The organism is Dehalobacter sp. CP (assembly GCF_047652685.1).
Classification (GTDB): Bacteria; Bacillota; Desulfitobacteriia; order Desulfitobacteriales; family Syntrophobotulaceae; genus Dehalobacter.
Genome location: NZ_CP157399.1, coordinates 740,335 through 763,855, shown reverse-complemented (window position 1 = coordinate 763,855; position 23,521 = coordinate 740,335). Strand labels below are relative to the sequence as shown.

The window sequence follows — 23,521 nt, the reverse complement described above, 5'->3', positions numbered from 1 at the left end:
GAATAGAATTAACCGAGTGATCTTATTCTGAAAAGCCGAAGGAGCTGCTGATGCTTGTCCCCGTCTGTTTTACTTTTTTAGGCCTGATGCTATTATTGACAGGAATAAAAATTCTTAGAGATGGCCTGGAAAAGTTCACGGGGTCTTATTTTCAGCTCGTTCTGCAGAGATTCACCGCAACCACCGCGAGAGGATTCATCAGCGGCATTCTGGCGACAAGTATCCTGCAATCGAGCACAGCGCTGACCGTAATGGCAATTTCCTTTGTTGACGCCGGTTTGTTAAGCTTCCAAAATACGCTCGGACTGATCCTCGGAAGCAATATTGGCAGCACGGTAACGCCCCAGCTTTTGTCTTTGCCGCTCAAGGATTTCGCCATATGGCTGATCCCGCCCGGATTTCTAGGGTTTTGGCTGCTGAAAGGCAAAATGAAATTCTTTTGCTATGCGTTGGCCGGCTTAGGCCTGATGTTTTTCTCTCTTTCCGTTTTGGAATCCGCGATGATCCCGCTTGCCTCGACCTCATATTTTCAGGAACGTCTGCTCCATCTGAACAGCAGCTATCTTGAAAGCATTGCAGCAGGTACCGTTCTCTCGGCAGCCCTGCATTCTTCAAGTGCAACGACAGGCCTTGTGATGGTTTTAACAGAAAGAGGCTGGCTTGATCTGCCAACCTCCCTTGCTTTTATTTTCGGAGCCAATATCGGGACCTGCTTCACCGCTTTGATTGTCTCAGCTTTTACCTCAAGATCCGCTCAATGGGTTGCGTTATTTCATGTGTTCGTTAACGTTTTTGGCGTTCTGATGTTTTACCCGCTTCTGGATCCGCTGACCGAGGTGATCAGGTCTCTTGGGGGAAGCCTAAGCCGCCAGATCGCCAACGGCCATACAATTTTTAACATCCTGTCATCGCTTATGGTTCTTCCTCTGCTGCCCTATATCAGTCGGTTACTGGCCAGATCCCGTTAGCGCGTACTGCCGTCCCATCTTAGCTTTCCAACCTGAAGGTTCCCTTTGTCCCTGAAAATATCAACTTTTTGAGCCGGTTCATCAATCTTGATCAGCTCTTTGCCAATGAAAATTTTAATATTGGCGTGGCAGAATTCGATATTGATATGGCTGTTTTTGGATGCCTTGATTGTCGTGGCACTGATATTCGAGCCGCCAAGTTCCCAAATGTAAACATCACCCGAGCAACTGATTTCGCCGCCGCGGCAGACACCATGAATTTTCATACCGCCTTCAATTTTCAAAATGGAATTGTACACGCCTTTGTGGCAGAAGAAATCGCCAGCGCAGCTGATTTCAGAGTTCTGAACATAACTGACATCACAGAGAACACTGGCCGAGGCGGCCAGTCCTTTGGTGGCCATGAAGAAGCCTATAATCTTCAGGGCATTTTTAAGATAAAGCGTATCTTTAAGCTGAAGCGGTCCTAATCCTATCATAAAATGCTTCACCGAACGTATCGCCTGATCAAGCTCCTGGGATACAAACCCGGATTCCTGGCTGTTAAGCAGTCTCTCCAGCTCTTCAACTTTTTTTGGCAATTGTTGGAAATTCCTCTCCAGGATGACCTTGAATAGCTGGCCAACACTCGTATTGGCGGATGCTCCCTGCAGCTGCTCAATCTGATGAACACAGAGCGTAAGCTCTTCACTGACTTCCTGCATGGTTTTGATAAACTCGGATCTAGAGACATGTTTCTCTCCGACAAATATTTTACTGGCTATAATATTATTTCTTACTGCCAGTCCCGTTTCTGCTTTAATATCAGCGCCCGAGATAGAACCCTGTACTTTGACTGTGCCGGAGGAATGAATATACAATCCGTCCGCAACATTGCCCCCGATAAACACATCCCCTGGAAAGTCGATGCTTCCGGTACTCAGATCAACATCTTTGTTTTGAATAAACGCGTTTTCAACCAAGTATGTATTTTTATTGACCCTTACCGGTGTACCGGAACAGGAGGCTTTAACTTCCATATTCTCAGTCAGATAGACATTCTTCTTCATTGTAATGATGAAGTCTTTGATTTTATCAACCTGAGTGGCTTTTCCAAAAATGTTCGTACCGGGGACCCCTTCTTTACCCGGGATCTTCCTGCCCAGAATATCATCCTTCTGGCAAAGGACAATCTTACAGGCGAAATAATCAATTTTGTCTTCATTGCTTTCTTCATTCTGAAATACGGGTTCACCAACATAGTCGATTAGCTGAGGCTGAACAGTTGGAATCGGCAGGGTTGCTTCAGCGATGACAATTTCGCTTTCACCGTCGACTACCATAAAATCCGCCCAAAGATTGCTTTTTATTCCATAAACAATTCCTTTGTCACTGATTTCTTTCAGCAGGTTTGCTTCCGTTGACAGCGCATCAGGTTCAGGGGAAGCATTAAAGGAAACATGTTGTTCCAGTACAAGCTGCGAATAATTCGGGAGAGAATTGGCCAGGACATATTCACCCGCACGGGCATGTCTGACTCTGGCGACAGCTTTGCTGCCGTCCGGCTCAACGGTGATTTTCCAGGAAAGTTCACCCTGCTGGACCAAAGGATAGAATTCAAAGGTATCACCTTTATTAACAGGCATTTCATATTCAATTTCGTTGCCCAGCATAAATAATTTTCCGGCATGTGGATAAGGAACGATGCTTTGAACCCGCGATCCGGGATAAATCGTATATTTGACTTGATCCCAGAGGACCCGAGTATCTTCCTCCTGGGTATCTTCCTGCGGAAAATTTTGTTTGTCCGGATCCGGCAAAATTACGTTTACCTTATAGAGCCTGCTGAAGACTCCCGGTTTCTCTATGGTTTCTATCTGCAGCTCTTCAGGATCACAGCCCCATTCCCGAGACCATTTCTCTCTGATTTCTTCCAACGTTTTACCTGTTGCAATCATTTCTTTCATGGCCCGCACTCTCCTTAAACAACCTGGAAAAATAGTCTGATTTTAAAAACAAAACGTGTAGGACTTTAGTCCTAAAAATCGCATATATTAAATAAAAGTATTAAAATAATAACGAAAATAAGCCAAAAAATTATCTGTAAAATTACAATTTTTTTAAAAAAAGAATACTGTAATAGCATAATTACAGTATTTTATGATTATTCTCTCTCATTTTACTGACTATTTCGATATTTGTCTACAAGAGAATTATTCAGGAATGATTAATAGCTTTGTTTCCTTCGTCTTGTTATCTGAAGCATTGCCATTGTCCAAATTACTTTCACCCTGGCCCAGGCTGTTGCTCTGGTCCGGACTGCCCGTACCCTGTCCAATGTCCGTACCGGTTCCGCCGCCTGTTCCTGTACTTCCGTCATTCAGCTCTGTTCCGGACGAACCTTCACTGCTCCCGCTCGTACTGCCCGAGTCATCGTGACCTGGAGACGCGGCGCCGTTTGGATCTGAAGAGCTTCCGGGTACCGTGATATGGGACTGAAGTTCCGGGCTCAGCAGGTCGAGGACTGTCCCGTCGATGGTTATATCGGTGGTAATCCCGAGCAGAAGATTCTTAGCCACTTGTTTGGCATGATCGGGATTGACTTCCCAGTAACTGATATTGTCAAGATAAAGTCCATAGCCAGGCAGTGTTTGATTCACCATGTTTGAACTGTCGAAAGCCGCGGCTGCCTTGGATAGTCTTAGAATATCCGCGAGTTTCAGATCGCTTTCAACAACTTCATTGATTTGAGGAATAAGCTTGGGTAGTTTAATAATGGTTGAGGGCTGCAGGACTGCTTTGGCCACTGCTTTCAAGACCTTCTGCTGCCGTGCAGTTCTGCCGATGTCCGCGGTGCTGTCTCCCCGGAATCTGGCATACTGGAGCGCCTGAGTCCCGGTCAGATGCTGCTCTCCGGCTTTCAGGTCAATCACGCCGTCAACTTCGTCTCCGGTCTCTTTGTACATATCCATTTCAACATCGAGTTCAATTCCGCCCACTGTGTCGATAATACTTTTAAAACCGTCAAAATTGGTCACGACATAGCCGTCAAGCAGTATGCCCGTCAGTTCGGTAACCTCATCCATCAGCTCAGGAATTCCTCGGTACATCACGACCGAATTGATTTTGACGTAAGAATTTGATCCAGGAAGGCTGACCCTGGTATCCCTGGGAATGGACAAGAGAGAAATTAATTTCGTATCGGGATCCACACTCGCAACAATGATAGTATCCGTATTATAGGAAGTTTGTCCGGGCCTTTTGTCTGCACCGATTAGCAGGAAGCTTATCCGTTTGTTAAGAGAGTCCGTACTTGAGTTTTCTGTGCTGCCTCCCGCATCTGTACTTCCTTGATTTAAGAAAAAGTAGCCAAAGGCAGCCGAACCGGCAATAATCCCTGCGAGCAAAACTGCAATAATCGTAAAAGCTTTCCTTTTTTTATTTTTTTTATTCCTCAAGTCTGTCCCACTCCATTTATCGTAGTCTTGCCAAAGGCATGGGTTCCCCTACGAATCAATACTTTTCCGGGTTCTCCCTTCGATACTCTGCCAATGATCTCGACAGGATGCACATCCCTGTTATGACATTCCATGATTAGCGTTTCAATTTTTTCTTCAGGCACTGCCAGAAGCAACCCCCCTGAAGTCTGAGCATCACCGAGGATCAATTTCCAGTCCAAACTGCACGCTGCTTCCAGATAATCCTCGAGATAAATCAGGTTGGACAACGTTCCTCCGGGAATTGTTCCTTTCTCTAGGCAGTCCCAGGCATAGCCCAAGACCGGAACATTCCCTGCAAAGATCTCAGCCTGCATACCGCTGGCCTTCATCATTTCGTGAAGATGTCCCAACAGACCAAAGCCGGTAATATCCGTACAAGCATTTACTCCGGTCAGGACTGCAATCTCCGACGCTTCCTTATTCAACCGTGCCATGACCTCAATGGCGGCTTTCTCATCCGTTGCTGGGACAATCCCGTTTTTTATCCCAGTCGTGATAATCCCAAGTCCTAATGGTTTTGTCAGAACGAGCAAATCGTTTTCCCTGGCGCTGGAATTAGTCAGCACCCGTTCAGGATGAACAATGCCTGTTACGGACAGACCATACTTCGGTTCAGGATCATCGATCGAATGCCCGCCGATGATTAAGGCTCCAGCTTCTTCAACTTTGTCTTTTCCCCCTCTTAGTATCTCCATTAATATGCTTTTATCAAGCTTATCAATTGGAAAAGAAACAAGATTCAGCGCAGTCAGCGGACGCGCACCCATGGCATAGATATCACTGAGGGCGTTGGCTGCGGCAATTTGCCCGAAAGAATATGGATCATCAACGATTGGAGTAAAAAAGTCAACTGTCTGGACGATCGCCTGATTGTCATTAAGACGGTAGACACTCGCATCATCTGACGTATCAAAGCCGACCAGAAGATCCGGGTTGGACGTTTGCTTTGGAAAGTGACACAAAACTTGTGCCAGGTCACCAGGACCAATCTTGCATCCTCAGCCAGATTTACTCGAGTACTGCGTCAGTCTTATTTTGTCGCCGGACATTGGTTTCCCTCCTTTCGTTTTCTCCTTTGTCGCTCAGTTGTTTTTTTCAAAAGCAATTATAACACAACATGACCTGCAGACCTAATATAAAATACAAAAGGATAAATCAACAATTTAGTAAGTAATTTTAGAATGCTGTAATCGTATTTTGTCACGAACCCCATCCCCGTAAACGGTCTGCAATCACCTGATAATCCTCCGGAAGCAGCGTCCGAGGGTCAACAACAACTGCATCTTTCACAATGCGAGCAAGAATAGGTATGTCTCCCTGTCTTAAAAAACTTTCAAGATCAACTACGGAATTCTGCTTTGGTTTTATCGCACATACGTAAGTCGGAAGCACCGCCGTCGGAAAAGCCCCGCCTCCGACGCAGGATTCAGCGTCCATAACCTGTATTTCTAAACCGGGCAGGCCAGCAAGCATTTCACTAAGCTTCAGCGCGTCTTTCCAAAGATCATCTTTTGTATGGGAAAGCATATTCCAGACAGGTATTTTACCGATTTCCCCTCTCTGATAGAAACGGAGCGTTCCGACCAAGGCAGCCAGGACCAGCTTATCAACTCTCAAAGCCCGAGTAAGTTGATTTTTTTTCAAGCGATCAATCAGTTCCTTTTTGCCGATAATAATTCCGGCCTGAGGGCCTCCCAAAAGTTTGTCCCCACTGAAAGAAACCAGTGAAGCTCCGCTTTTCAGCGTATCCTGCACCGTCGGTTCCTGCGGAAGACCATATTCCGATCCATCCAGGAAACTGCCGCTGCCAAGATCCACGACAACCGGAATCCTCGACTCTTTACCGAGCACCACAAGCTCATCAACCGGAACTTCATGCTGGAATCCCTGAATCCGATAATTACTGGTATGTACTTTCAGCAACATCGCCGTCTCCGGGCCAATCGCCTCCTGGTAATCCTTCAGCCAGGTCTTATTCGTTGCTCCGACTTCCACCAGCTTTGCCCCTCCTGCTTTGAGCACTTCAGGAATACGGAAAGATCCGCCGACTTCCACCAGTTCTCCGCGGGAAACAATGACTTCTTTATGGACGGCAAAAGTATTCATGATTAAAAGTACCGCTGCTGCATTGTTATTCACAACAAGGGATGCTTCGGCCCCGGTCAGCTCTGCCAGAATTTCTTCGATATGGCTGTACCTCGAACCGCGATTTCCGGTTTCAAGGTTAAGCTCAAGATTGCTGTAAACAACAGCCTGTTCCGCAACATAGGCGGCGGCTTCCGGAGCAAGCAGTGCTCGTCCGCAATTCGTATGCAGAATTACACCTGTAGCATTGATGACTCTCTTCATACTTCCATAACCTCTCAATTGTGCTTGGATCTCCTTATACAACCACACTCGAAAGACCGGTACAAATTCTTCAGGCTGACAGTACAAAAAATTCTGAAGTTTTTTAGTTTTTCCACTATTCAATTCTTCGCCATCGTGATTCAGATCATCCAAAAGAATCTTTCTGGCTTTTTCCAAAGCCTTCCTTACAGCCCAGGTAATTACCGAAAGTTCATAACCATTACAGGCATCGGTTTTTGCTAATTCGGCAATGACCTCGTTTACCGGAGGAAGAAGGCGCAGTTTGCTGTTTCTCAAAAAAACACCCCGAATTCTGCAATCTAAGACAAAATGTTCATTCTTACCCGCTTGGTTTTTTTTAGGATTTCGACAAGCTGGATCGTTTAATATTATCATAATAACATTTCAGCCCGCTGAAATAAATCCAAGGGGGAAAGGCAATGGAGCCGTCCGGAACAAAAATATACGACTTCTGCGTGTTTCAAGCAAAAAATAGATCCAAATGCATTTTCTGCAATGGCAAGGATCAGCTTCTGTTGTTTAAAAAACAACCCGTTTGCCCGGATTGCCTGATCAGTATCCGCAAGCTCTACAAGGCAGGCCATTTCAATCCTGCCGGCTAGTACCCAAAACAAAAGGAGCTGTTAGCTCCTTTTCTTTTTCTCGAGGCGTTTTAAGATTTTTACGGCATCTTCCTCGATAATCGTTTCACCGTGCTCTTTGAGAAACGTATCCGTGGTCATGACAGATTCCCCAAATTCGTCCAGTATCGCTTCAGCCAGTTTCTTTTTACGTGGGTTTCCAATATTGCTGATTGTCAGGTAATATTCACCTTCATATTGGAACAACGCGGATTGAAGCTGGAGAATCCCCGGCAAAAGACGGACTGCGGAAACAACATCTTCGAATTCTTCAAACAAATATACCCATTGCTCTTCAGACGCAAACTTCGGAGAAGGGCGTGGATTCTTTTTCTTTTCTCCAAAAGCGGTTTGAATAATATGGTTAATCTCCGCATCAATTTGTTCTTCCTGCTTAATTACCGTTATGACAAATTCATCTTCTGAAGCAACAGTAGCCTGGATCCAGAAAGGCTGATCTAAACTAAAGTCTACCTCATCTCTGGCTTTTGAAATCAATTCCCAAAAAAACTGTTCAGTTCTCGCGGAACGTTGAAACAAGTCAGCAAGAGATATATTGCGATCTGCGAGCTCGGTAAAGGAGATAAAAATGCGAACCGTATTGTCATTTACCTTAAGAATACGCATAAGTTCCACCTCTCCTTTCCATGGACGTGATTGATAAAAACACGATTGCTTAATTATATTATATCATGAGACGTCAATAATCAATTCCATTAAATGTCAAACATAAGCTATGCTATTATATGAAATTGTCAGCTTGTCGGGTTAATACGCTGCATTGAACTACCTCTTTTTTCTGGTGAAGATAAGTGACTTCCACTAAATCGTTCTTATGAAGCTTATGGAAAGCAGCTGCATCAATACTTAACGTGAGTATCTCTTCTCCGCTGCGCAAAGTGAGCGTATACTGCTCAGCTTCCGCCGCGAGGCTTTCGATGACCCCTTTCGATATTGCAGGGTCGTTCAGCCAATCCTGATTGTAATTCATAAACATCAGGGCGTAAATAAAAACGATTAAGACCAGGAAAAGCGATTTGGCTGCAGCAAGAAATTTGCTGAAATGATTCTTTTCGGCCAACGCCTTTCTAAGTATAGAAAGACATTTTATCCCTATAAAAATGCAGACAAGAAAAAGACCGCTCAAAGCCGGCCAACTAATTTTAAAAAGATATAAATAATAGTCGATATGCACTGCTAATCCTTTTTCACTATCTTTTCTTTATCAGCGCCGCATTCGGGACATTGTTTCGGACGACATCTTCCTTCAGAGACCTTTTTGCATACACTGCATTCCCACATAGCCATACTTAGATGCCCCCCTTTTCTGATTCAATTTAAAATCAATTCAATTAGATTAATATAAATCAATACCTAGAAAAAGTCAAGTTAGCCTACCAAATCTCCAGTCACCAGTAAACAGACAGACGGAGCCAATCAGGCCAAAAACTTCAAATCTTCCAGCTCATCGGTTCTAAAGATGAATTCCGGATCAAGCTGAACGATCAGTCTGTCCGTGAGATTGACAATCCCTCCGATAAATGAGGCAGCGACCAAAGGAGGAGCCTGGACAACATTCTCGAGTGTCCTTACCTCAATGATTTCATCAACGGCAATGCCGACAACCTCATCATTAATTTTCATAATGATTGCAAAACCAGCCTCATTCCGGGACGGAATCTCAAATTTGGCATGCAGATCAATCAGTGGAATCGCCTGACCTCTGATAATAATAAGGCCTTTGACATATTCCGTGGACTGGGGTACAGGATGAACTTCTGTCAGCTGTGTTATTTCCTGCACGACCTCAATCGGGAGGCCATATTCTTCGCTACCCAGCAAAAAAATAACGGATTGGGAGCCCATAGTTATCACCTCTTACGCATGTTCTGCTTTTTCGGAAGCCAGTTACACCTTTCCTATTTCATTGACAGCTTTCTGTAAAATCTCATCATTGGTTTGGACCACTTTTTGATTCGCTGAATACGAGCGCGTTACCTGAATCATTTTGACCATTTGCGCATTTAGGTCAACGTTTGATTCCTCAATAAAACCCTGTTCAACCCGGACGTTTTTCGGTAGTATTTCCGTAGGCGGATTCTGGCTGCTATAAAGACTCGTAAGTCCGTCACGATCCAGATCTTCCGCAGGAATGTCCACAATTGTAAGTCTATCTATGATCTGGCTGCTCTCAGTACTGACAATTGTTCCATCCTGCAGAATAGTGAAATCGTCCGGCAAAGGGCCGATTGCTCCGCTTTGACCAAGAACAAGATTACCACCTGCTGTTCTGAGCATGCCGGAAGGATCAACCTGAAAATGTCCGTTTCTGGTATAACGTTCCCCGTCAAGCGTTTCAACGACGAAAAAGCCGTCGCCGTTAAGCGCCACATCGGTCATATTCCCGGTTTCCCGGATCAAACCTGGTTCTGTGCTGTATAAGACTTTCTCCGCGTAGACACCCGTTCCCATGATTCCGAGCGGGACATTCTCCGAAGGCTTGTCACTGGTCGTAGAAGGCGTGAGCCTGCTGACCAGCAGACGCGGAAAAGAAGTGACCCGCTCACTTTCCTCCAGATAGCCGGGATTGTTTATACTCTCCAAATTCCGGTCTATTGCCTCACTTTGTTGGTTATTTAAGATCATTCCTGAAGCCGCCGTATATAATCCCCTTAGCAAAAAAACTCACGCTCCTCAAACGAACGTCTATTCTTGGATGGCTATTCTTGAATTGCCTGTTTCAGCATGGAAAGATGCATCGTCAGCATCCTGGATAATGAATTGTATTGAAGTGTATTTTCTGCAAGCCTGGTCATCTCGAGGTCAATATCCACGTTATTTCCGTCATTGCGGTAGATGGTATTCTCATCCTTAACTACAAAGCCGTCTGAAGTCAGCCCTGTCCCGGTAATAGGGATATGGCCGGGCTCTGTGCCGGATACTGTTGCCGTATTGTTTATGCTGTCCATCGTGGCCTGCAAGATTTTATCAAAACTAACATCTGACCTTTTAAAATCGGGCGTATCATTATTGGCAATATTGTCGGCTAAGACACGCTGACGCAGTCCGAGTCCGTCCAAACCGCCCTCGAGTAAATTAAAAATCGGACTATCCAGCCAACCTGCCATACTCATCTCCTCATCGCAATGGTTTGGACCGTCATCTCATCCTCGTCCTGCGTAATCCTGACATCAACCTGATATGCTCTCTGGATCCGTATGAGATCAGTCATTGCCGTTAATAGATTCGTATTGGATTTTTCCAGCATCGCGTTCTTAATGACGCCAAATCCATCTTTCCCAGGGACCCCTGCAGTCGCCTGGCCCGAGGCTTCAGTTGCAAAAAAGACATTGTTTCCAGCCTGTTCTAAGCCATCGGAATTCGTAAAGCGGAAAACAGAAATCTTGCCCAGGGTAACAATGTTGCTCTGTTTTTTCTCTTCCCCAGTAAGGACAGTCGTATCCGCATTTTCTGCCGCTGTCCGTACGCCATAGATGGTACCATCGCTGTTAACACTAATGTCCGTCACATTATCCGGAACTGCCACCTTCGGTTCAAGCAGCATGCCTTCGTTATTGACCAGGTTTCCGGCAGCATCGACGCCGAAAACACCTGACCGTGTATATCCAATTTTTCCATCCGTGGTTTTTACCTGAAAAAATCCATCTCCACAGATCGCGAGGTCCAAAGGATTCCCGGTACTCACTAGGGACCCTTGGGAAAAATCAAGGCGGTTTCCGTCATAGTGATTGACGTGAATCACCGGATTTTGCGTCACAGGCACACCGCCATACTGCGCCATGGTATTGCTTCTATCCTGAACATCGTAACATTCTTCAATGGACAGCAGCTGTTCCTTGAAACCTGTCGTGCTTGCATTTGCCAGATTATTACCAATCATATCGATACGATCCTGAAGCGTTTGTAAATATTCCGTTGACAACTTCATTGTTCGCAATCTCCTTTACCTGCTTAATACTTCTCCGTCAACGTCAAATATCCTTCATTATTTAGCTGCGTTTCAGGTTGATCAGTTCTTCAAGCAGGGTGTCAGAAACCGTAATAACTCTGGAGTTAGCCTGGAATCCGCGCTGGGTTACGATCATATCCGTAAACTCCTGGGAAAGGTCAACGTTGGACATTTCAAGGTATGATGTCATGATATCGCCCTTGTCGCCACTGCCCGCGACCCCAAGTTCAGCGTCACCTGAGTTGTTGCTTTGTGTATAGAAGTTGTTCCCCTCATAATTCAGTCCGCCTTCATTGTTGAACGTAGCAAGGGCCAGCTTAAACATTTCACGGCTAACAGAATTGCCCGTTGCAGCATCCGTGAAAACCCCGGTAACGACGCCTTTGGAATCAATCCCGTAGCTTTCCAGCGTATAATCAGTACCACCGATCTGATACGTCTCTCCCTGCTGGATAATGATATCGGACAACGTGGTCATATCATAATCAGTTGTTGAAGGAAAATGATCATTCGTATTATCAGCTAATGCATAATCTCCATTCAGATACCCTTGGACTTTTGCTCCTGTGTTCGTATCGACCAGCATACCGTTTTCATCAAGATCAAAATTGCCGGTCCGGGTATAATAGGTGTTTGGCCCAATCTCAACAACAAACATTCCTTCTCCCTGGATCATCATATCTGTCGATTTACCGGTATAGGAAGAGCTTCCCTGCGTCATAATCTTATCGACGGATCCAAGCACGCTGCCGAGACCGATTGTAATGCCGTTGGTCCCCCCTATCGTTGCTGTTGAAGGATTGCCCGCAGTGGCTAGGCTTGGAGCTGAAGCTCCTTGGGAAGCCTGCCCGAGCATCGTTGCGAAACTGGCTCTTTCTCTTTTATATCCACTCGTGTTGACATTGGCGATATTGTTACCAATAACGTCCATCGCGGTCTGGTGATTTCTTAAACCCGTAATTGCGGAATATAGTGAACGCATCATAAGGCGTTTCCTCCTGTTAGTTCAATTTTATTCAAAAGTTGTTCTGATACAGACGCATTTTCTTTGCCTTTTGCTTACGGTGCAGCAGCAGAGCCTTTGATCTCTGTAATATCCTCTAAAGACAATTCGGCGTCCCCGACCACCAGGGCCAGCGAACCATCGGACCATTTTACCGAAGTGACCGTTCCGCTCTGCGATGCTCCAGCACTGTCAGTCCAGGTTACCTGTTTGCCGATCATTGCCGCTCCTTGCGTCAACAGAGATTGGCTGTTCAACGTAACCATGCTTTCTTTCAGCTCATCCATCGCTGTTGCCATGTTTGAGAGCTGTTCAAGAGAACCGAACTGGGCAAGCTGGGCAACGAACTGAGTATCATCCATCGGAGACATTGGATCCTGGTTTTGCAGCTGAGCAACCAAAAGCTGCAGAAAGGCCTGTTTATCTAAAGTCGTACTGTCAGTACTGCTGGTACTGGCGTTTGTGGCTGTATCCGAAGTTGTACCGGTTACATTATAGACGCTTGTCATGGTTTCCTCCTCGTTTCAGACACTGACATTAATTCGATTACCCTGGTTACTTGTCGTCAGGTAAGACGTAAATACCGGTAAAATACTGCTTGCTTCTTCTTGAAGGGTTAAGGCTGTTTCCTGCTGGCTGCGGTAGTTATTCCTGTCCTGCGAGGACTGCTGGTCATTCTGGCGGTAACTCATTTCGAGAGTTCCACACGAAACGCCGATCTGCGCCAGACCGTTCCGCAAATCCTGCAGATTGTTCTGAAGCAACGATCCCGTAGCCTGTTCAGAAGCATTGATGATTAGATGCAACTGCCCATTTTCAAGCTTCATGGATACATTCAGCTTTCCAAGGTCCTGCGGCTGCAACTGAATGGAGATCTCCTTAATCTCCTGAGAATTCAGATCCTGTTTGTTCAGGATGCCCAAAACCTGGTCCCAAACCGCACCTGGGCTGACCGATCCTGCTTTGACACTGCTTACATCAGTTGCTGAGCTGGAAAGCGCAACATCAGTCTTGTTTCCTGAAACCAGTATCTGGTTCGGATCTATTGATCTGTCCATCAAATAGTTTTGAGAGTTGTTTCCCGAAGAAGATGAATTCTGCTTGTTTTCTGCAGAATCGTCCGCCGCTGTAACGCCGCTCAGGATATTCTGAGTGGTTGTCTCCAGGGCTGTTGCGGCAGAATTGTCCGCTCCGTTCTTATCTTGAATCAGAGACAATTTGTCAGACAGCCAGTTGAGCAGCTTCGCATTCGTATCCAAAGGTTCTGTTGCTTGATTATTCTGGTTTTTTTGTGAAACAATTTTCCCAGAGAGTTCTTTTAAATATCCTAATATATCATCCAACTCCGCTGGATCGAGAGAATCGGCCGTCGAACCAGAAATCCCTTTAAGTCCGAAAGCCTGCAGGTAGTTCCCGAGGTGTAAACCTTCGCCATTGGTCATAGTCTTATCGGCTTGCCCTGCGCCTGAGGAAAGAACTTCTTCCAAGGCTTGTCCGAGCATCATCCAGGCATCATCGTTTCCTTTCAGTGCTAAACCTGATACCAGGGAACTATTTTGATCTCCATTTGATCCGGAAGTGGCCTCCATGCCAGCCGGAAATAGGTTTTGAAGAATTTGCAGATAAGTGCTTAGTTCCGAAACAGTCCCATCAGAAATGGTGACTTCTCCTGAATCGGAATCCGGACCAGCTTCCGCCAATTCTCCAAGAATTTGTTTATCAGCCTTGTTGGAAGGATTCAATTTCTGCATAAAAAGCGCAAACAGAAGGTTGTTCTGGTCAATGCCCTTACCTTCTTTTCCTGCTGCAGAATCAGTTTTTGTTCCTTCAACATTTACAGGCGTCAAAACATTCGCTACATTCATCCTTTCACCTCCTGTGTACTGTTATTCAATATATCGGCAAATTTTGGCCCGAACTTTAGTTTCTGCCAATAAAAAAACCATTCTGTCCTCCAAAATGGTTTAGAAAATATTCTTTTTCTGTCTTCCCAGATAGCCTCGTAATCGTAAGATGGCCTGAGAATGAACTTGTGAGATCCGGGATTCCGATAAATTCATCACCACCGATATCTCTTTTAAAGTCAGTTCTTCCCGATAATATAAAGCGACCACCAGCTTCTCTTTCTCCGATAATTTCTCAATGGCTTCCGTCAAAATCTGTTTCTGTTCCTCTTTTTCGATCTGGCCAAACGAATCCTGCGAGCTCGGGTCAATAATCAGATCAAGAGGTGAACTGGTGATGTCCTCGTTATCGTTGGAATTGACATCTTCAAGCGACACGAGTGTCATATACTGTCCCTGCAGCAGGGTCGCATTCAATTCCTCAACGGAAATATCGAGGTGCCGGGCTGCTTCTTCCAGGGTTGGGCTGCGTCCAAGCTGGTTTTCCAGCCAGGCATAACCCTGCGTAACCTGCTTGACCTTCTGGCGTGCTGAATGCGGAACCCAATCCATCGTTCTTAATCCATCAATAATCGAACCCCTGATTCGTAACGTTGCATACGTTTCAAATTTTACGCCGCGAGAAGGGTCAAATTTTTGAAGCGCATCCAGCAAGCCAAATACGCCGTACCCAAATAAGTCCTCCTGATCAATATGCTCTGGCAGAGACATGGCTAGCCGGCCTGCAATCCTTTTCACGAGCGGCAAGAACTTCTCTAAATGCTCTTCTGTCCATACAGCTTGTTTGGGTGTATCATATTGTCCTTTATACATGCAGCATACACCTCCTTATTGATCATCACCCCAGCCCATTTTTCTGACAATCTCCGCTCTGGCTGCAGCATCCGGTAACTGATCCATGATCTGGTTGTTAATTTGGCCCGGAACCCGTTTTTTTAGTGACAGAAGGCTCTCTGCAGGCTGCCCCGTCTTATTCGGGGCATTTTCGTCCTGACTTTCCATATCCCCAAGGAAGATATCAATTTTGGAAGGTGTTTTTTCTTCTTTGACCGGAGGAGAGGCCTTATTCCATAACACAATAAGCCCTTTGCCCAAAAGATAAATAAATAAAAAAGCCAGCACGGTTCGTAGTATGATAGCAGGATAACGATAGCCGTTGAATATGGAGAATACCAGAACGATTCCGGCGCTGATAACTGACAATCCAAATGCGTTTTTTTTAAGTTTTTTTTCTGGCTCTGCCATCAGATCACCTTTTCCCCATGGTTAATGGTCCTCACATGCAAATCGCCGGATTGAATGTCAAAAGTGATCGTTCGCCCGAAGTTGCCGCCAACATCGTGGACAAGCAGCGGAATCCCGGCCTTTTTTAATTCCTGTTCCACTGACTGGGCGTTGCGCTCCCCAATTTTCAAGAGCGGTGCCTTATTCCCAAACGAAAACATCTGAGCCCCACCGGCCATTTTGGCTTTGAGTCTCGATTTTATAACCCCAAGCTTAAACATTTCCTCGAGCATCATGGCCAGGCATGTGTCGGCATACTTCATCGGATTGCCCTGAAGGCTCTCCAAAGAGTTGGGTAGCATGATATGGGCCATTCCCCCAATCTGGGATACCGAATCATAAACACATACCCCGATACACGAACCCAGGCCTGCCGTCATCAGCTTGTCAGGAGACCTTTCCACTTTGTAATCAGCCATTCCTACAATGATCGTTTTGCTCATATACCAAATACTCCCAATAATTTATCAAGAGAACCTTTACTCGGAATAAAGAAAAATTTCCCTTCCACTTCTTTAACCCCGGATAATTTTGTATCAATGATCAAAACGTCGTCATCGATTATTCCTTCTTCCAGCAGGACACCGTCAATAATCGCGCCGACCATGTCAATGGCCATGGCCGGAATTGACGGATGCAGGAGGACTCCGGAAAACTTGGACAATGCGATGATGAAGGAACTGACCAGAATATTTCCGACTTCCTGCAGCGCCGACTGCGCCATTTCATCACTGAAGATATCCGGACGTTCCTGAAGTGAAAGCAGTTTTTGGGCTATGACCCTGGCACTTTCAATCGGGAGGACAAAAATAGCCTTTCCGGGTGCGTCCCCCTCGACTTTCAGATAAAGGGCCACCTGGACGGTATCGTATTCACCAAGCGCCTCGCCGAGTTTTTCGAGCGGAACAAGCCATACTTTCGGCACGGACATGTCTATTCTTGCCTGCAACAGTTTAGAAAGTGATGTTGCCGCATGCCCTGAACCTATATTTCCAATTTCCTTTAAAGCTTCCAGCCTGATTGCAGATATCTCCATGTTCAAACCAGTCCTTTCTTACGCATCTCTCGTTGCAGCTCAAACACATAGGTAATAATTTTATCACGCGTTTTTTCAGAAATCTCATAAAACTCCGCAGAAACCAGATAAGAATCTTTTTCTTCTTTCATGCAGCGAACGACAATTGCCGGAATCTGCATCGGCGTATCCCCGATGACAGGCTCCACCAAAACCGGTGTCTTTTCAGGTATGCACTCTCTAGCGTGAAAAAGCAAACCGCCGCCACTCAAATCATGCATAAATCCTTTCTGCTCTATCCCTAAACCGTTTCTCTCCACTATCCTGTATTGGAGAGGACTAACCACCTGAACCCTAACATATTTTCTTCTTTGAACTTTGGATATTTTCTCGGGAAATTCGATAATAAACGTTGGAATAGGAACAGAGAGCCTTTTGATCAGGACGGTCGAAAAGGAATACGCCGACAGGTCGTCAACAAATACCACTTCCAGCTGTGTTCCCTCTCGAAGCGGAATAAACTGGCCGCCAGCGACCGGTACCCCGATGGTTATGATTTTCTGCCCAACCTCTTCTACCCTGGTCTTATATCTGCCCTGATATTCTCCTTCAGGGACAACAATTTGGACACTTAAGCCTTCATATATTTTGTCTTTATAAAGCATCTTCATCACTCCCCAAATACCTCTGACCAGGCTAGTCACATCGTTTGATGTCTGACGTTATCTTAATTTCATTATTTCAATTTCAGCAGAGAAGAAATAAATCCTCTGATTCCGCTGCTTTGAGTCGGAGGCTGCATATATACGCCTGCAACATTTCCGGCGATCCATTGCACGCAGCGATAGGCATAACTTTCAGGATCCGATAACCCGACCGGCTTCTGTTCCATCACGGAACGTCCGACTGATGGGTCGTCGTAAACCCATCCCAATAAACTGATGGGCATACCCAAAAACTTCGTAACCGCATGCTCCAGTCTTTCATAGGCCTGCTTGGCTTCTGCTTCACTCTTAACCCGATTCACCACAATGTTGAGATTCACTTTCCCGGTCGGACTTTTGATTGATTTGATCAGTCCATAAGCATCGGTCATGGAAGGCGGCTCCGGCGTAAGAACGAGAATGACATCATCCGCCGCGCTGATAAAGTTCAGTACGGTATGTCCTAAACCAGCTCCGGTATCAATCAGTAAAATATCTGCCATTTTTTCAAGGCGGCCAAGATTAACAAGAACATTTTTCAGCTGTCCTCTGTCCAAATTTGCGAGCTCTACCATTCCAGATGCTCCAGGCAATACTTTGATTCCTTTGCCAATCGGGTAAAGAATATCTTCAATTCTTTTTTCGCCAGTCAGCAGGTGTTTAATATTGTATTTCGGCGTGATCCCAAAAGCTACATCGACATTGGCCAGTCCAAGATCTCCGTCGAGAATAATCACCCTGTAATTGTATTCGGTCAGAGCAAGCGCCAAGTTCACCACAAAACTGGTCTTGCCCACACCGCCTTTGCCGCTGCTGACTGCAATGACCCGCATATTTCTTGGCATTGCAACTTCTCTTTCACTCGCCATCTGCCTGAGTATACTTGCTTGGTCATGCATATGGATTATCCTCCCCAAGAACGTACCGGGTTAGTTTCTCGGATGTAGCTGCATCAATATCATCCGGGACATTCTGTCCGTTTGTTAAATATGCAACAGGCAAATTGGTCTTTGCCAGAAGATCAAGTATGGAACCGAGAGAAAAGCTCTCATCCAGCTTTGTTAAGATCAGATGCGTGGATAACTCATTGAACCTTTCGTAAACTTTCATCTGGTCTGTCAGGTTGGTCGTGACACTCATGACAAGCATTGTCAGATCAGGTTTGGCCTTGTCCAAAAAAGCTTCCAGTTCATCCATATGAAGGTCGTGCTGTGGACTGCGTCCGGCTGTGTCGATAAAAATAAGTTCTTTGTCGGCATGGATATCAATCGCTTCCTTCAACCCTTCCGGCGTCATGACGACTTCAACGGGAACACCGATGATTTCTCCGAAAGTTCTGAGCTGTTCGACCGCCGCTACTCTGAATGTGTCGGCAGTCACCAGTGCCACCTTTCTTCTTTCAATGATGCTGAAACCTGCTGCAAGCTTCCCAATGGTTGTTGTTTTCCCGACTCCGGTGGGTCCTACCATCGCGACCACCAGTGTCCTGGATTTGCTAGGCCTGATAACCTCGGTGTTTGAACATAACCTTTCTACTTGATTTTTCAAAAGTTCAAATACTTTTGCATTGTTTTTCCACTGGTCTTCGGCAAGATCGTTTCTGATAGGTTCGAGCAGTTCAGCGGCAGTCTCTCTGCTGGCTCCTCTGTCCGTCAGAAAATTAACCCAGTGGGAGTAGGGTTTGGATTCAGCACTGCTGCTTAAGTCCCCTTTGGTGATATGCCCTTTGATTTCTTTTAAAATATTGTGCATCTGTTTGATTTCGGACTGGGCATCATCGGAAATACTCTGCTCTCTAGTGTTTTCATTTTCTTTTTCTCTGTAAGCTTCATAGGCCTTTTTTATCGCATCCGTATTAACAACTTTGACAGGTTCATCCTCCGCTGACTTCATCGCGGCATAATTTTGCTGTCTTTCTTCAATCGCTGCGGTAATTTCCACTTTTGTACGCGCAAAAAAGCCCAGGAATCCGCCTTCTTTAATCTGGCGGGTCTGTAGAATCACTGCCTCCGGCCCAAGCTCCCGTTTAATCTTCCCCATTGTATCTGCCACATTGTCACCGACGAACCGTTTCACCCTCATTAATCCAACACCACCATTCCAAGAGCCTGAACCTCTATTCCCTGTACAAGTTCATTATAAGACAGGATGACCAGGTGAGGAAGCTGACGCTCTGTCATTCTTTTTAAACTTATCCTGACCACAGGAGCACACAACATTACGGGATTGTGTCCCTGCAGCATAATTTTTTCTACTTGGGCCCCTATCCTTTTTAAGAGCTTCTGTATGACATTCGGATCAATATTCACGTAACTGCCGAAGTCCGAGGGGCGAAGATTATCCAAAATCATCTGCTCAATCTTGGGCTCAAGCGTAATTACTGGCAATTTTTTTTGAGGATTTAGGAAGGGCTGTACGATCTGGCGGGCCAAACTCTGCCGGACATATTCGGTGAGCCTGTCGATATCTTTTGTCAAAGGAGCACAATCAGCAAGCGTTTCCAGGATCGTCACCAGATCTTTAACCGATACTCTTTCCCGCAGCAGGTTGCTGAGTACCTTCTGAACCTGCCCTAGACTAAGCAGGTCAGGAATAAGCTCTTCGACAACTGCCGGCGACTGTTCCTTGGCATGATCAATTAATTTCTTCACATCCTGCCGGCTAATAATCTCATGGGCATGCGTTTTTAGAACTTCCGTCAAATGGGTGGCGAGTACAGTCGGTGCATCGACGACGGTATACCCGGAAAGTTCAGCCTGCTCTCTGACCGACGCGTTAATCCATTTGGCATCAAGACCAAAGGCCGGTTCTTTTGTCGGAATACCCTGGATGGAATCATCCTCAATTCCCCCACTGAAGGCCAGGTAATGATCGGTCATCAATTCCCCGGAAGCAACCTCGGCGCCTTTCAGTTTGATCGTATACTGATTCGGCTGCAGATTCATATTATCCCTGACCCTGATCACCGGAACGATAAATCCGAGTTCCCCGGCCAGCTGCCTGCGGATCAGAATAATCCTGTCCAGAAGGTCCCCGCCCTGACCGGCGTCAACCAGCGGAATCAGCGCATAGCCGATTTCCAGTTCCATATGATCAATTCCAAGCATATTCATTACATTTTCAGGCTTTTTGGTCTCGTCAATATCGCTTCTAACCGCTGCCTCCGATTCTTTCTTGGCTGCCTGAGCAGTGTTGCGCTGAAGGTAGTAACCCATTCCGGCTGTAGCGGTGGCGAACATCAGCATCGGTACCTGGGGCATGCCAAAAATTGCAAGAGCTACCAATACCCCAGAAGTAATATAAAGCGCCTTTGGAGTCCTGAACAGCTGTTTGGCCAGATCCTGCCCGAGGTTACTGTCTGATGCAGCTCGGGTTACGATAAGCCCAGTAGCGGTTGAAATCAGCAGCGCCGGGATCTGGGTTACCAGACCGTCTCCGATCGTCAGCAGCGTGTAGGTGTATAGAGCGTCGGTGACCGCCATACCCTTGGTTGCCATCCCGATAATAAAGCCGCCGATAATGTTAATTAGCAGGATAATGATTGCCGCAATGGCATCCCCTTTGACAAACTTGCTAGCGCCGTCCATCGCACCGTAAAAATCTGCTTCCTGCTGGATATGCAGTCTTCGGGCTCTAGCTTCCTGATCCGTGATGATGCCGGCGTTCAGGTCGGCATCGATGCTCATCTGTTTCCCGGGCATTGCATCCAGGGTAAAGCGGGCCCCAACTTCGGATACGCGTTCCGCACCTTTGGTGATGACCAGAAACTGTACCACGACCAGGATACAGAACACAATAAAGCCAACAATCGGATTTCCCTGGATGACAAACTCTCCAAACTGCTGAATGACCTGCCCCGCCTCAGCCTCGAGTAAAATCAGTTTCGTCGTGGAAAGATTCAGGGCAAGTCGGAACAGTGTCATGGTCAGCAGCAAAGAAGGCAGTACGGAAAACTCCAGTGGATCCTTTGTAAAGACAGCCAGCAGAAGAATCAGAACTGATCCAGTAATGTTTAAGGTAATAAGAAAATCAAGCCAGCCTGCGGGTACGCCAATGACCATGACAACAATAATGCCGACAATGCTGATGGCTGCGATAATATCCGTATTTCTTGCTAATCTGCCCGCGCGAGCTGTGGCCATGATGCAGTATCCTCCTGTTTCTTAATTCAGTGTTTTGCGATGATGATACTTCAATATCTATTAAACCATTGGTTAAAGAAAAATCGCTTTTCGGGTAGGTCTCCGCAATATATAGCCGCTTTCGGTCGTTGCGTCCTCCTTGACGCATCGCTCCTTGCCATCCGTGGCACGCAGACTTGCCCTAACATAATGGTACCAGCTCCTCTACGCGGAATAGGACCGTCTCTTTTTGTTGAGACGGAAGACAAACGCGAGGACTTCGGCGACTGCCTTGTATAGTTCCCTTGGCACGGACTGCCCAAGCTCAACCTGGGAATAAAGCGATCTGGCCAAAGGCTTGTTTTCCATAATCACAATATTGTTTTTTTCGGCAACCACCCTGATTCTTAAAGCCATTTCATTCTGCCCTTTGGCAACGACATAGGGAGCAGGATATTTGGCTGTATCATACTTTAGGGCGACTGCATAATGTGTCGGGTTCGTAATAACGACATCGGCCTGCTTGAGATCCTCCATCATTCTGCGCATGGCCATCATGCGCTGGCGTTTCTTAATCTGGCTCTTAATGAGCGGATCTCCCTCAGTCTGTTTATATTCTTCTTTGATTTCTTCCTGGGACATTCTGAGATTTTTCTCATAGTCCCACCATTGATAAAGGAAATCGGCAAATGCAATAACCAGAAAGGCCAGCGCTATTTTCCAGGCCATTTCAAACAACAACCCGCTTAGGAAAATGAGGGACTGACCAACTTCTGCTCCTTGCAGTGCCGAAAATACATCGATGTTTTTTCGAATGACATCGATAAGAAAATAACCAATCACCAGCACTTTGAACAAGGACTTAACCAAATTGACCAGGGCCTTTAGACCAAACATTCTTTTGACCCCTTCAACAGGACTCATTCTTGAGAATTTCGGGATCATAGGCTCGGTAATGAACACCGGCCCCGTTTGCAGAAAATTTACGGCAAAGGCGATCACCAGCGCGGCAGCAAATACCGGAGCCAGGATCAGCAGGCACTGCCAGGAAACATCGATGACAACCTTCCAGAGGGACTGAATATTCCAGTCCACGGAGAGAGTTGCTGTATACGTAAAAATGTTAGCTAACCTTTGAAACACATATGGCAGCCATATTTTCAGCAAACCGATAATTGCCAGAAGCATTACCGCCGAAGTCAGTTCCTGACTTTTAAGTATCTGGCCTTTTTTACGAGCGTCCTGCTTTTTCTTGGGAGTCGCCGGGAACCTTTTCTCAGCTATACACTCCACCCCCTGAACAGTTCAAAAATCCACTGCATCGTAATATCGAAAACTCTGGATACCGTATCTCCAAAGAAAGCAATCATCAAATACAGCATGGCCAAGCCAAAAATGATCTTTACCGGGAATATCACGGAAAACATATTCAGCTGCGGTACGATCTTCGCTAAAAGGCCGACACCGACATCCGCCAGTAATATGGCGCCAAAGACCGGCATTGCAATCTGCAGCGATAAACTTAAGACCTTCCCGGTAATTTCAATAAAAAATTCTGCGCCATAGTTCACCCCGACAGGATTAATCGGCAGAAACTCATAACTTTTGGTCACCGCAGCGATGATATAGTAATGGGAGTTTGTGGCCAGAAGCAGCATCGTTGCAATCATAGCCAGGAAACTTCCCGTCATCGGACTTTGCATACCGTTGATCGGATCGACAACATTCCCAGTCATAAACCCGAGTTGAAAATCAATCAGCTGCCCAGCTCCCTGCATGACCATGGAAAGCAAGTTGATAATGAATCCTATCGTAAGGCCCAGAAGCGTCTCCTTCACCAGTATCCCAATCAAAGGGAGCAATTCATTCGGTATGACAGGGTTTTGGGCTTGAATCAGTGGGTATACTACAAAGGACAGTCCTGCGGCGAGACCAAGTCTTATCATCGCCGGAACGCCTTTTGCGCCGAACACCGGAGCAAGCATGACCATTCCTGCCCAGCGGGAAAAGATAAGCATGAATAAAGTAAGATTCCACTGTAAGTAATCAGACAGGTTCAAATTGCTTCCTCCATTGGGCTGCT

At 46.1% G+C, this 23,521-nt stretch carries 26 protein-coding genes; 2 read left to right on the top strand and 24 right to left on the bottom strand.

Annotated features, from left to right (window positions below; genetic code table 11):
• Positions 1-50: 50 nt before the first annotated feature.
• On the top strand, positions 51-968 hold the full coding sequence (locus AAH944_RS03890; RefSeq protein ID WP_415536645.1) for a Na/Pi cotransporter family protein: 918 nt from the start codon (positions 51-53) through the stop codon (positions 966-968).
• Here the strand turns inward: AAH944_RS03890 and AAH944_RS03885 are convergent.
• From AAH944_RS03885 to selA, 4 genes are all read right to left on the bottom strand, one after another.
• Complete coding sequence (locus AAH944_RS03885; RefSeq protein WP_415536643.1) at positions 965-2,914, bottom strand: flagellar assembly protein A; 1,950 nt, start codon at positions 2,912-2,914, stop codon at positions 965-967. The two genes, AAH944_RS03890 and AAH944_RS03885, sit on opposite strands and share 4 nt — an antisense overlap.
• A 246-nt stretch (positions 2,915-3,160) precedes the next feature.
• Complete coding sequence (locus AAH944_RS03880; protein ID WP_415536641.1) at positions 3,161-4,405, bottom strand: LCP family protein; 1,245 nt, start codon at positions 4,403-4,405, stop codon at positions 3,161-3,163.
• On the bottom strand, positions 4,402-5,496 hold the full coding sequence (gene selD / locus AAH944_RS03875) for a selenide, water dikinase SelD (protein ID WP_415536639.1): 1,095 nt from the start codon (positions 5,494-5,496) through the stop codon (positions 4,402-4,404). Before selD ends, AAH944_RS03880 begins: the two co-directional genes overlap by 4 nt.
• Before the next feature lie 151 nt (positions 5,497-5,647).
• A complete protein-coding gene (gene selA / locus AAH944_RS03870; protein WP_415536637.1) occupies positions 5,648-7,093 on the bottom strand; it encodes an L-seryl-tRNA(Sec) selenium transferase in 1,446 nt (481 codons plus the stop codon).
• A 143-nt stretch (positions 7,094-7,236) separates the two neighbouring features.
• On the opposite strand from selA, the gene AAH944_RS03865 reads away from it, so the two are divergent.
• Positions 7,237-7,419: a hypothetical protein gene (locus AAH944_RS03865; RefSeq protein WP_415536635.1), complete on the top strand. Its 183-nt coding sequence runs from the start codon at positions 7,237-7,239 to the stop codon at positions 7,417-7,419.
• 21 nt (positions 7,420-7,440) lie between these two features.
• Here the strand turns inward: AAH944_RS03865 and AAH944_RS03860 are convergent, their stop codons facing one another.
• The 20 genes from AAH944_RS03860 to fliR form a co-directional block, all read right to left on the bottom strand.
• The gene (locus tag AAH944_RS03860) at positions 7,441-8,064 is read right to left on the bottom strand and encodes an adaptor protein MecA (protein WP_415536633.1); all 624 of its coding nucleotides are present in this window, start codon (positions 8,062-8,064) and stop codon (positions 7,441-7,443) included.
• 115 nt (positions 8,065-8,179) lie between these two features.
• On the bottom strand, positions 8,180-8,518 hold the full coding sequence (locus AAH944_RS03855) for a hypothetical protein (protein WP_415536631.1): 339 nt from the start codon (positions 8,516-8,518) through the stop codon (positions 8,180-8,182).
• A gap of 116 nt (positions 8,519-8,634) precedes the next feature.
• Positions 8,635-8,745 (bottom strand): RCKP-type rubredoxin-like domain-containing protein, encoded by a 111-nt coding sequence (locus tag AAH944_RS03850; RefSeq protein ID WP_415536629.1) that lies wholly within the window; start codon positions 8,743-8,745, stop codon positions 8,635-8,637.
• 129 nt (positions 8,746-8,874) lie between these two features.
• Positions 8,875-9,303, bottom strand: coding sequence for a chemotaxis protein CheW (locus tag AAH944_RS03845; RefSeq protein WP_415536627.1), 429 nt, complete (start codon positions 9,301-9,303; stop codon positions 8,875-8,877).
• A 42-nt stretch (positions 9,304-9,345) separates the two neighbouring features.
• On the bottom strand, positions 9,346-10,116 hold the full coding sequence (locus AAH944_RS03840; RefSeq protein WP_415536625.1) for a flagellar hook-basal body protein: 771 nt from the start codon (positions 10,114-10,116) through the stop codon (positions 9,346-9,348).
• 41 nt (positions 10,117-10,157) lie between these two features.
• A complete protein-coding gene (gene flgB, locus AAH944_RS03835) occupies positions 10,158-10,565 on the bottom strand; it encodes a flagellar basal body rod protein FlgB (protein ID WP_415536623.1) in 408 nt (135 codons plus the stop codon).
• 2 nt (positions 10,566-10,567) lie between these two features.
• Positions 10,568-11,386: a flagellar hook-basal body protein gene (locus AAH944_RS03830; protein ID WP_415536621.1), complete on the bottom strand. Its 819-nt coding sequence runs from the start codon at positions 11,384-11,386 to the stop codon at positions 10,568-10,570.
• 61 nt (positions 11,387-11,447) lie between these two features.
• Positions 11,448-12,392, bottom strand: a complete 945-nt coding sequence (locus AAH944_RS03825) for a flagellar hook-basal body complex protein (protein WP_415536619.1) — start codon at positions 12,390-12,392, stop codon at positions 11,448-11,450.
• A gap of 74 nt (positions 12,393-12,466) precedes the next feature.
• Positions 12,467-12,919, bottom strand: a complete 453-nt coding sequence (locus AAH944_RS03820; protein ID WP_415536617.1) for a flagellar hook capping FlgD N-terminal domain-containing protein — start codon at positions 12,917-12,919, stop codon at positions 12,467-12,469.
• Positions 12,920-12,934: 15 nt separating this feature from the next.
• Positions 12,935-14,275 (bottom strand): flagellar hook-length control protein FliK, encoded by a 1,341-nt coding sequence (locus tag AAH944_RS03815; protein ID WP_415536615.1) that lies wholly within the window; start codon positions 14,273-14,275, stop codon positions 12,935-12,937.
• Between the two features lie 99 nt (positions 14,276-14,374).
• Positions 14,375-15,127, bottom strand: a complete 753-nt coding sequence (locus tag AAH944_RS03810; protein WP_415536613.1) for a FliA/WhiG family RNA polymerase sigma factor — start codon at positions 15,125-15,127, stop codon at positions 14,375-14,377.
• A gap of 15 nt (positions 15,128-15,142) precedes the next feature.
• Positions 15,143-15,559 (bottom strand): hypothetical protein, encoded by a 417-nt coding sequence (locus AAH944_RS03805; protein WP_415536611.1) that lies wholly within the window; start codon positions 15,557-15,559, stop codon positions 15,143-15,145.
• Positions 15,559-16,041 (bottom strand): chemotaxis protein CheD, encoded by a 483-nt coding sequence (locus AAH944_RS03800; protein ID WP_415536609.1) that lies wholly within the window; start codon positions 16,039-16,041, stop codon positions 15,559-15,561. Before AAH944_RS03800 ends, AAH944_RS03805 begins: the two co-directional genes overlap by 1 nt.
• A complete protein-coding gene (locus AAH944_RS03795) occupies positions 16,038-16,634 on the bottom strand; it encodes a chemotaxis protein CheC (RefSeq protein ID WP_415536607.1) in 597 nt (198 codons plus the stop codon). Before AAH944_RS03795 ends, AAH944_RS03800 begins: the two co-directional genes overlap by 4 nt.
• 2 nt (positions 16,635-16,636) lie before the next feature.
• Positions 16,637-17,284 carry a flagellar brake protein gene (locus tag AAH944_RS03790; protein WP_415536605.1) on the bottom strand — a complete coding sequence of 216 codons (648 nt, stop codon included), beginning with the start codon at positions 17,282-17,284 and terminating at the stop codon, positions 16,637-16,639.
• Positions 17,285-17,349: 65 nt separating this feature from the next.
• Complete coding sequence (locus AAH944_RS03785) at positions 17,350-18,216, bottom strand: MinD/ParA family protein (RefSeq protein WP_415536603.1); 867 nt, start codon at positions 18,214-18,216, stop codon at positions 17,350-17,352.
• Complete coding sequence (flhF, locus tag AAH944_RS03780) at positions 18,209-19,399, bottom strand: flagellar biosynthesis protein FlhF (protein ID WP_415536601.1); 1,191 nt, start codon at positions 19,397-19,399, stop codon at positions 18,209-18,211. Before flhF ends, AAH944_RS03785 begins: the two co-directional genes overlap by 8 nt.
• The gene (gene flhA / locus AAH944_RS03775) at positions 19,399-21,459 is read right to left on the bottom strand and encodes a flagellar biosynthesis protein FlhA (RefSeq protein WP_415536599.1); all 2,061 of its coding nucleotides are present in this window, start codon (positions 21,457-21,459) and stop codon (positions 19,399-19,401) included. Before flhA ends, flhF begins: the two co-directional genes overlap by 1 nt.
• Before the next feature lie 204 nt (positions 21,460-21,663).
• The gene (flhB, locus tag AAH944_RS03770) at positions 21,664-22,731 is read right to left on the bottom strand and encodes a flagellar biosynthesis protein FlhB (protein WP_415536597.1); all 1,068 of its coding nucleotides are present in this window, start codon (positions 22,729-22,731) and stop codon (positions 21,664-21,666) included.
• Positions 22,719-23,498, bottom strand: coding sequence for a flagellar biosynthetic protein FliR (gene fliR, locus AAH944_RS03765; RefSeq protein WP_415536595.1), 780 nt, complete (start codon positions 23,496-23,498; stop codon positions 22,719-22,721). The genes flhB and fliR overlap by 13 nt, the downstream gene beginning before the upstream one ends.
• Positions 23,499-23,521 lie beyond the last annotated feature (23 nt).

What these genes read in the sequence shown, in the direction of transcription:
- AAH944_RS03805 (WP_415536611.1), bottom strand. Translation starts at nt 15,559, where the DNA reads ATGGCAGAGCCAGAAAAAAAACTTAAAAAAAACGCATTTGGATTGTCA.
- AAH944_RS03860 (WP_415536633.1), bottom strand. Translation starts at nt 8,064, where the DNA reads ATGCGTATTCTTAAGGTAAATGACAATACGGTTCGCATTTTTATCTCC.
- AAH944_RS03790 (WP_415536605.1), bottom strand. Translation starts at nt 17,284, where the DNA reads ATGAAGATGCTTTATAAAGACAAAATATATGAAGGCTTAAGTGTCCAA.
- flhF (WP_415536601.1), bottom strand. Translation starts at nt 19,399, where the DNA reads ATGAGGGTGAAACGGTTCGTCGGTGACAATGTGGCAGATACAATGGGG.
- AAH944_RS03830 (WP_415536621.1), bottom strand. Translation starts at nt 11,386, where the DNA reads ATGAAGTTGTCAACGGAATATTTACAAACGCTTCAGGATCGTATCGAT.
- AAH944_RS03890 (WP_415536645.1), top strand. Translation starts at nt 51, where the DNA reads ATGCTTGTCCCCGTCTGTTTTACTTTTTTAGGCCTGATGCTATTATTG.
- AAH944_RS03795 (WP_415536607.1), bottom strand. Translation starts at nt 16,634, where the DNA reads ATGGAGATATCTGCAATCAGGCTGGAAGCTTTAAAGGAAATTGGAAAT.
- AAH944_RS03815 (WP_415536615.1), bottom strand. Translation starts at nt 14,275, where the DNA reads ATGAATGTAGCGAATGTTTTGACGCCTGTAAATGTTGAAGGAACAAAA.
- AAH944_RS03820 (WP_415536617.1), bottom strand. Translation starts at nt 12,919, where the DNA reads ATGACAAGCGTCTATAATGTAACCGGTACAACTTCGGATACAGCCACA.
- AAH944_RS03845 (WP_415536627.1), bottom strand. Translation starts at nt 9,303, where the DNA reads ATGGGCTCCCAATCCGTTATTTTTTTGCTGGGTAGCGAAGAATATGGC.
- flhA (WP_415536599.1), bottom strand. Translation starts at nt 21,459, where the DNA reads ATGGCCACAGCTCGCGCGGGCAGATTAGCAAGAAATACGGATATTATC.
- AAH944_RS03885 (WP_415536643.1), bottom strand. Translation starts at nt 2,914, where the DNA reads ATGAAAGAAATGATTGCAACAGGTAAAACGTTGGAAGAAATCAGAGAG.
- AAH944_RS03800 (WP_415536609.1), bottom strand. Translation starts at nt 16,041, where the DNA reads ATGAGCAAAACGATCATTGTAGGAATGGCTGATTACAAAGTGGAAAGG.
- AAH944_RS03785 (WP_415536603.1), bottom strand. Translation starts at nt 18,216, where the DNA reads ATGCATGACCAAGCAAGTATACTCAGGCAGATGGCGAGTGAAAGAGAA.
- flgB (WP_415536623.1), bottom strand. Translation starts at nt 10,565, where the DNA reads ATGGCAGGTTGGCTGGATAGTCCGATTTTTAATTTACTCGAGGGCGGT.
- AAH944_RS03825 (WP_415536619.1), bottom strand. Translation starts at nt 12,392, where the DNA reads ATGATGCGTTCACTATATTCCGCAATTACGGGTTTAAGAAATCACCAG.
- AAH944_RS03865 (WP_415536635.1), top strand. Translation starts at nt 7,237, where the DNA reads ATGGAGCCGTCCGGAACAAAAATATACGACTTCTGCGTGTTTCAAGCA.
- AAH944_RS03850 (WP_415536629.1), bottom strand. Translation starts at nt 8,745, where the DNA reads ATGGCTATGTGGGAATGCAGTGTATGCAAAAAGGTCTCTGAAGGAAGA.
- AAH944_RS03810 (WP_415536613.1), bottom strand. Translation starts at nt 15,127, where the DNA reads ATGTATAAAGGACAATATGATACACCCAAACAAGCTGTATGGACAGAA.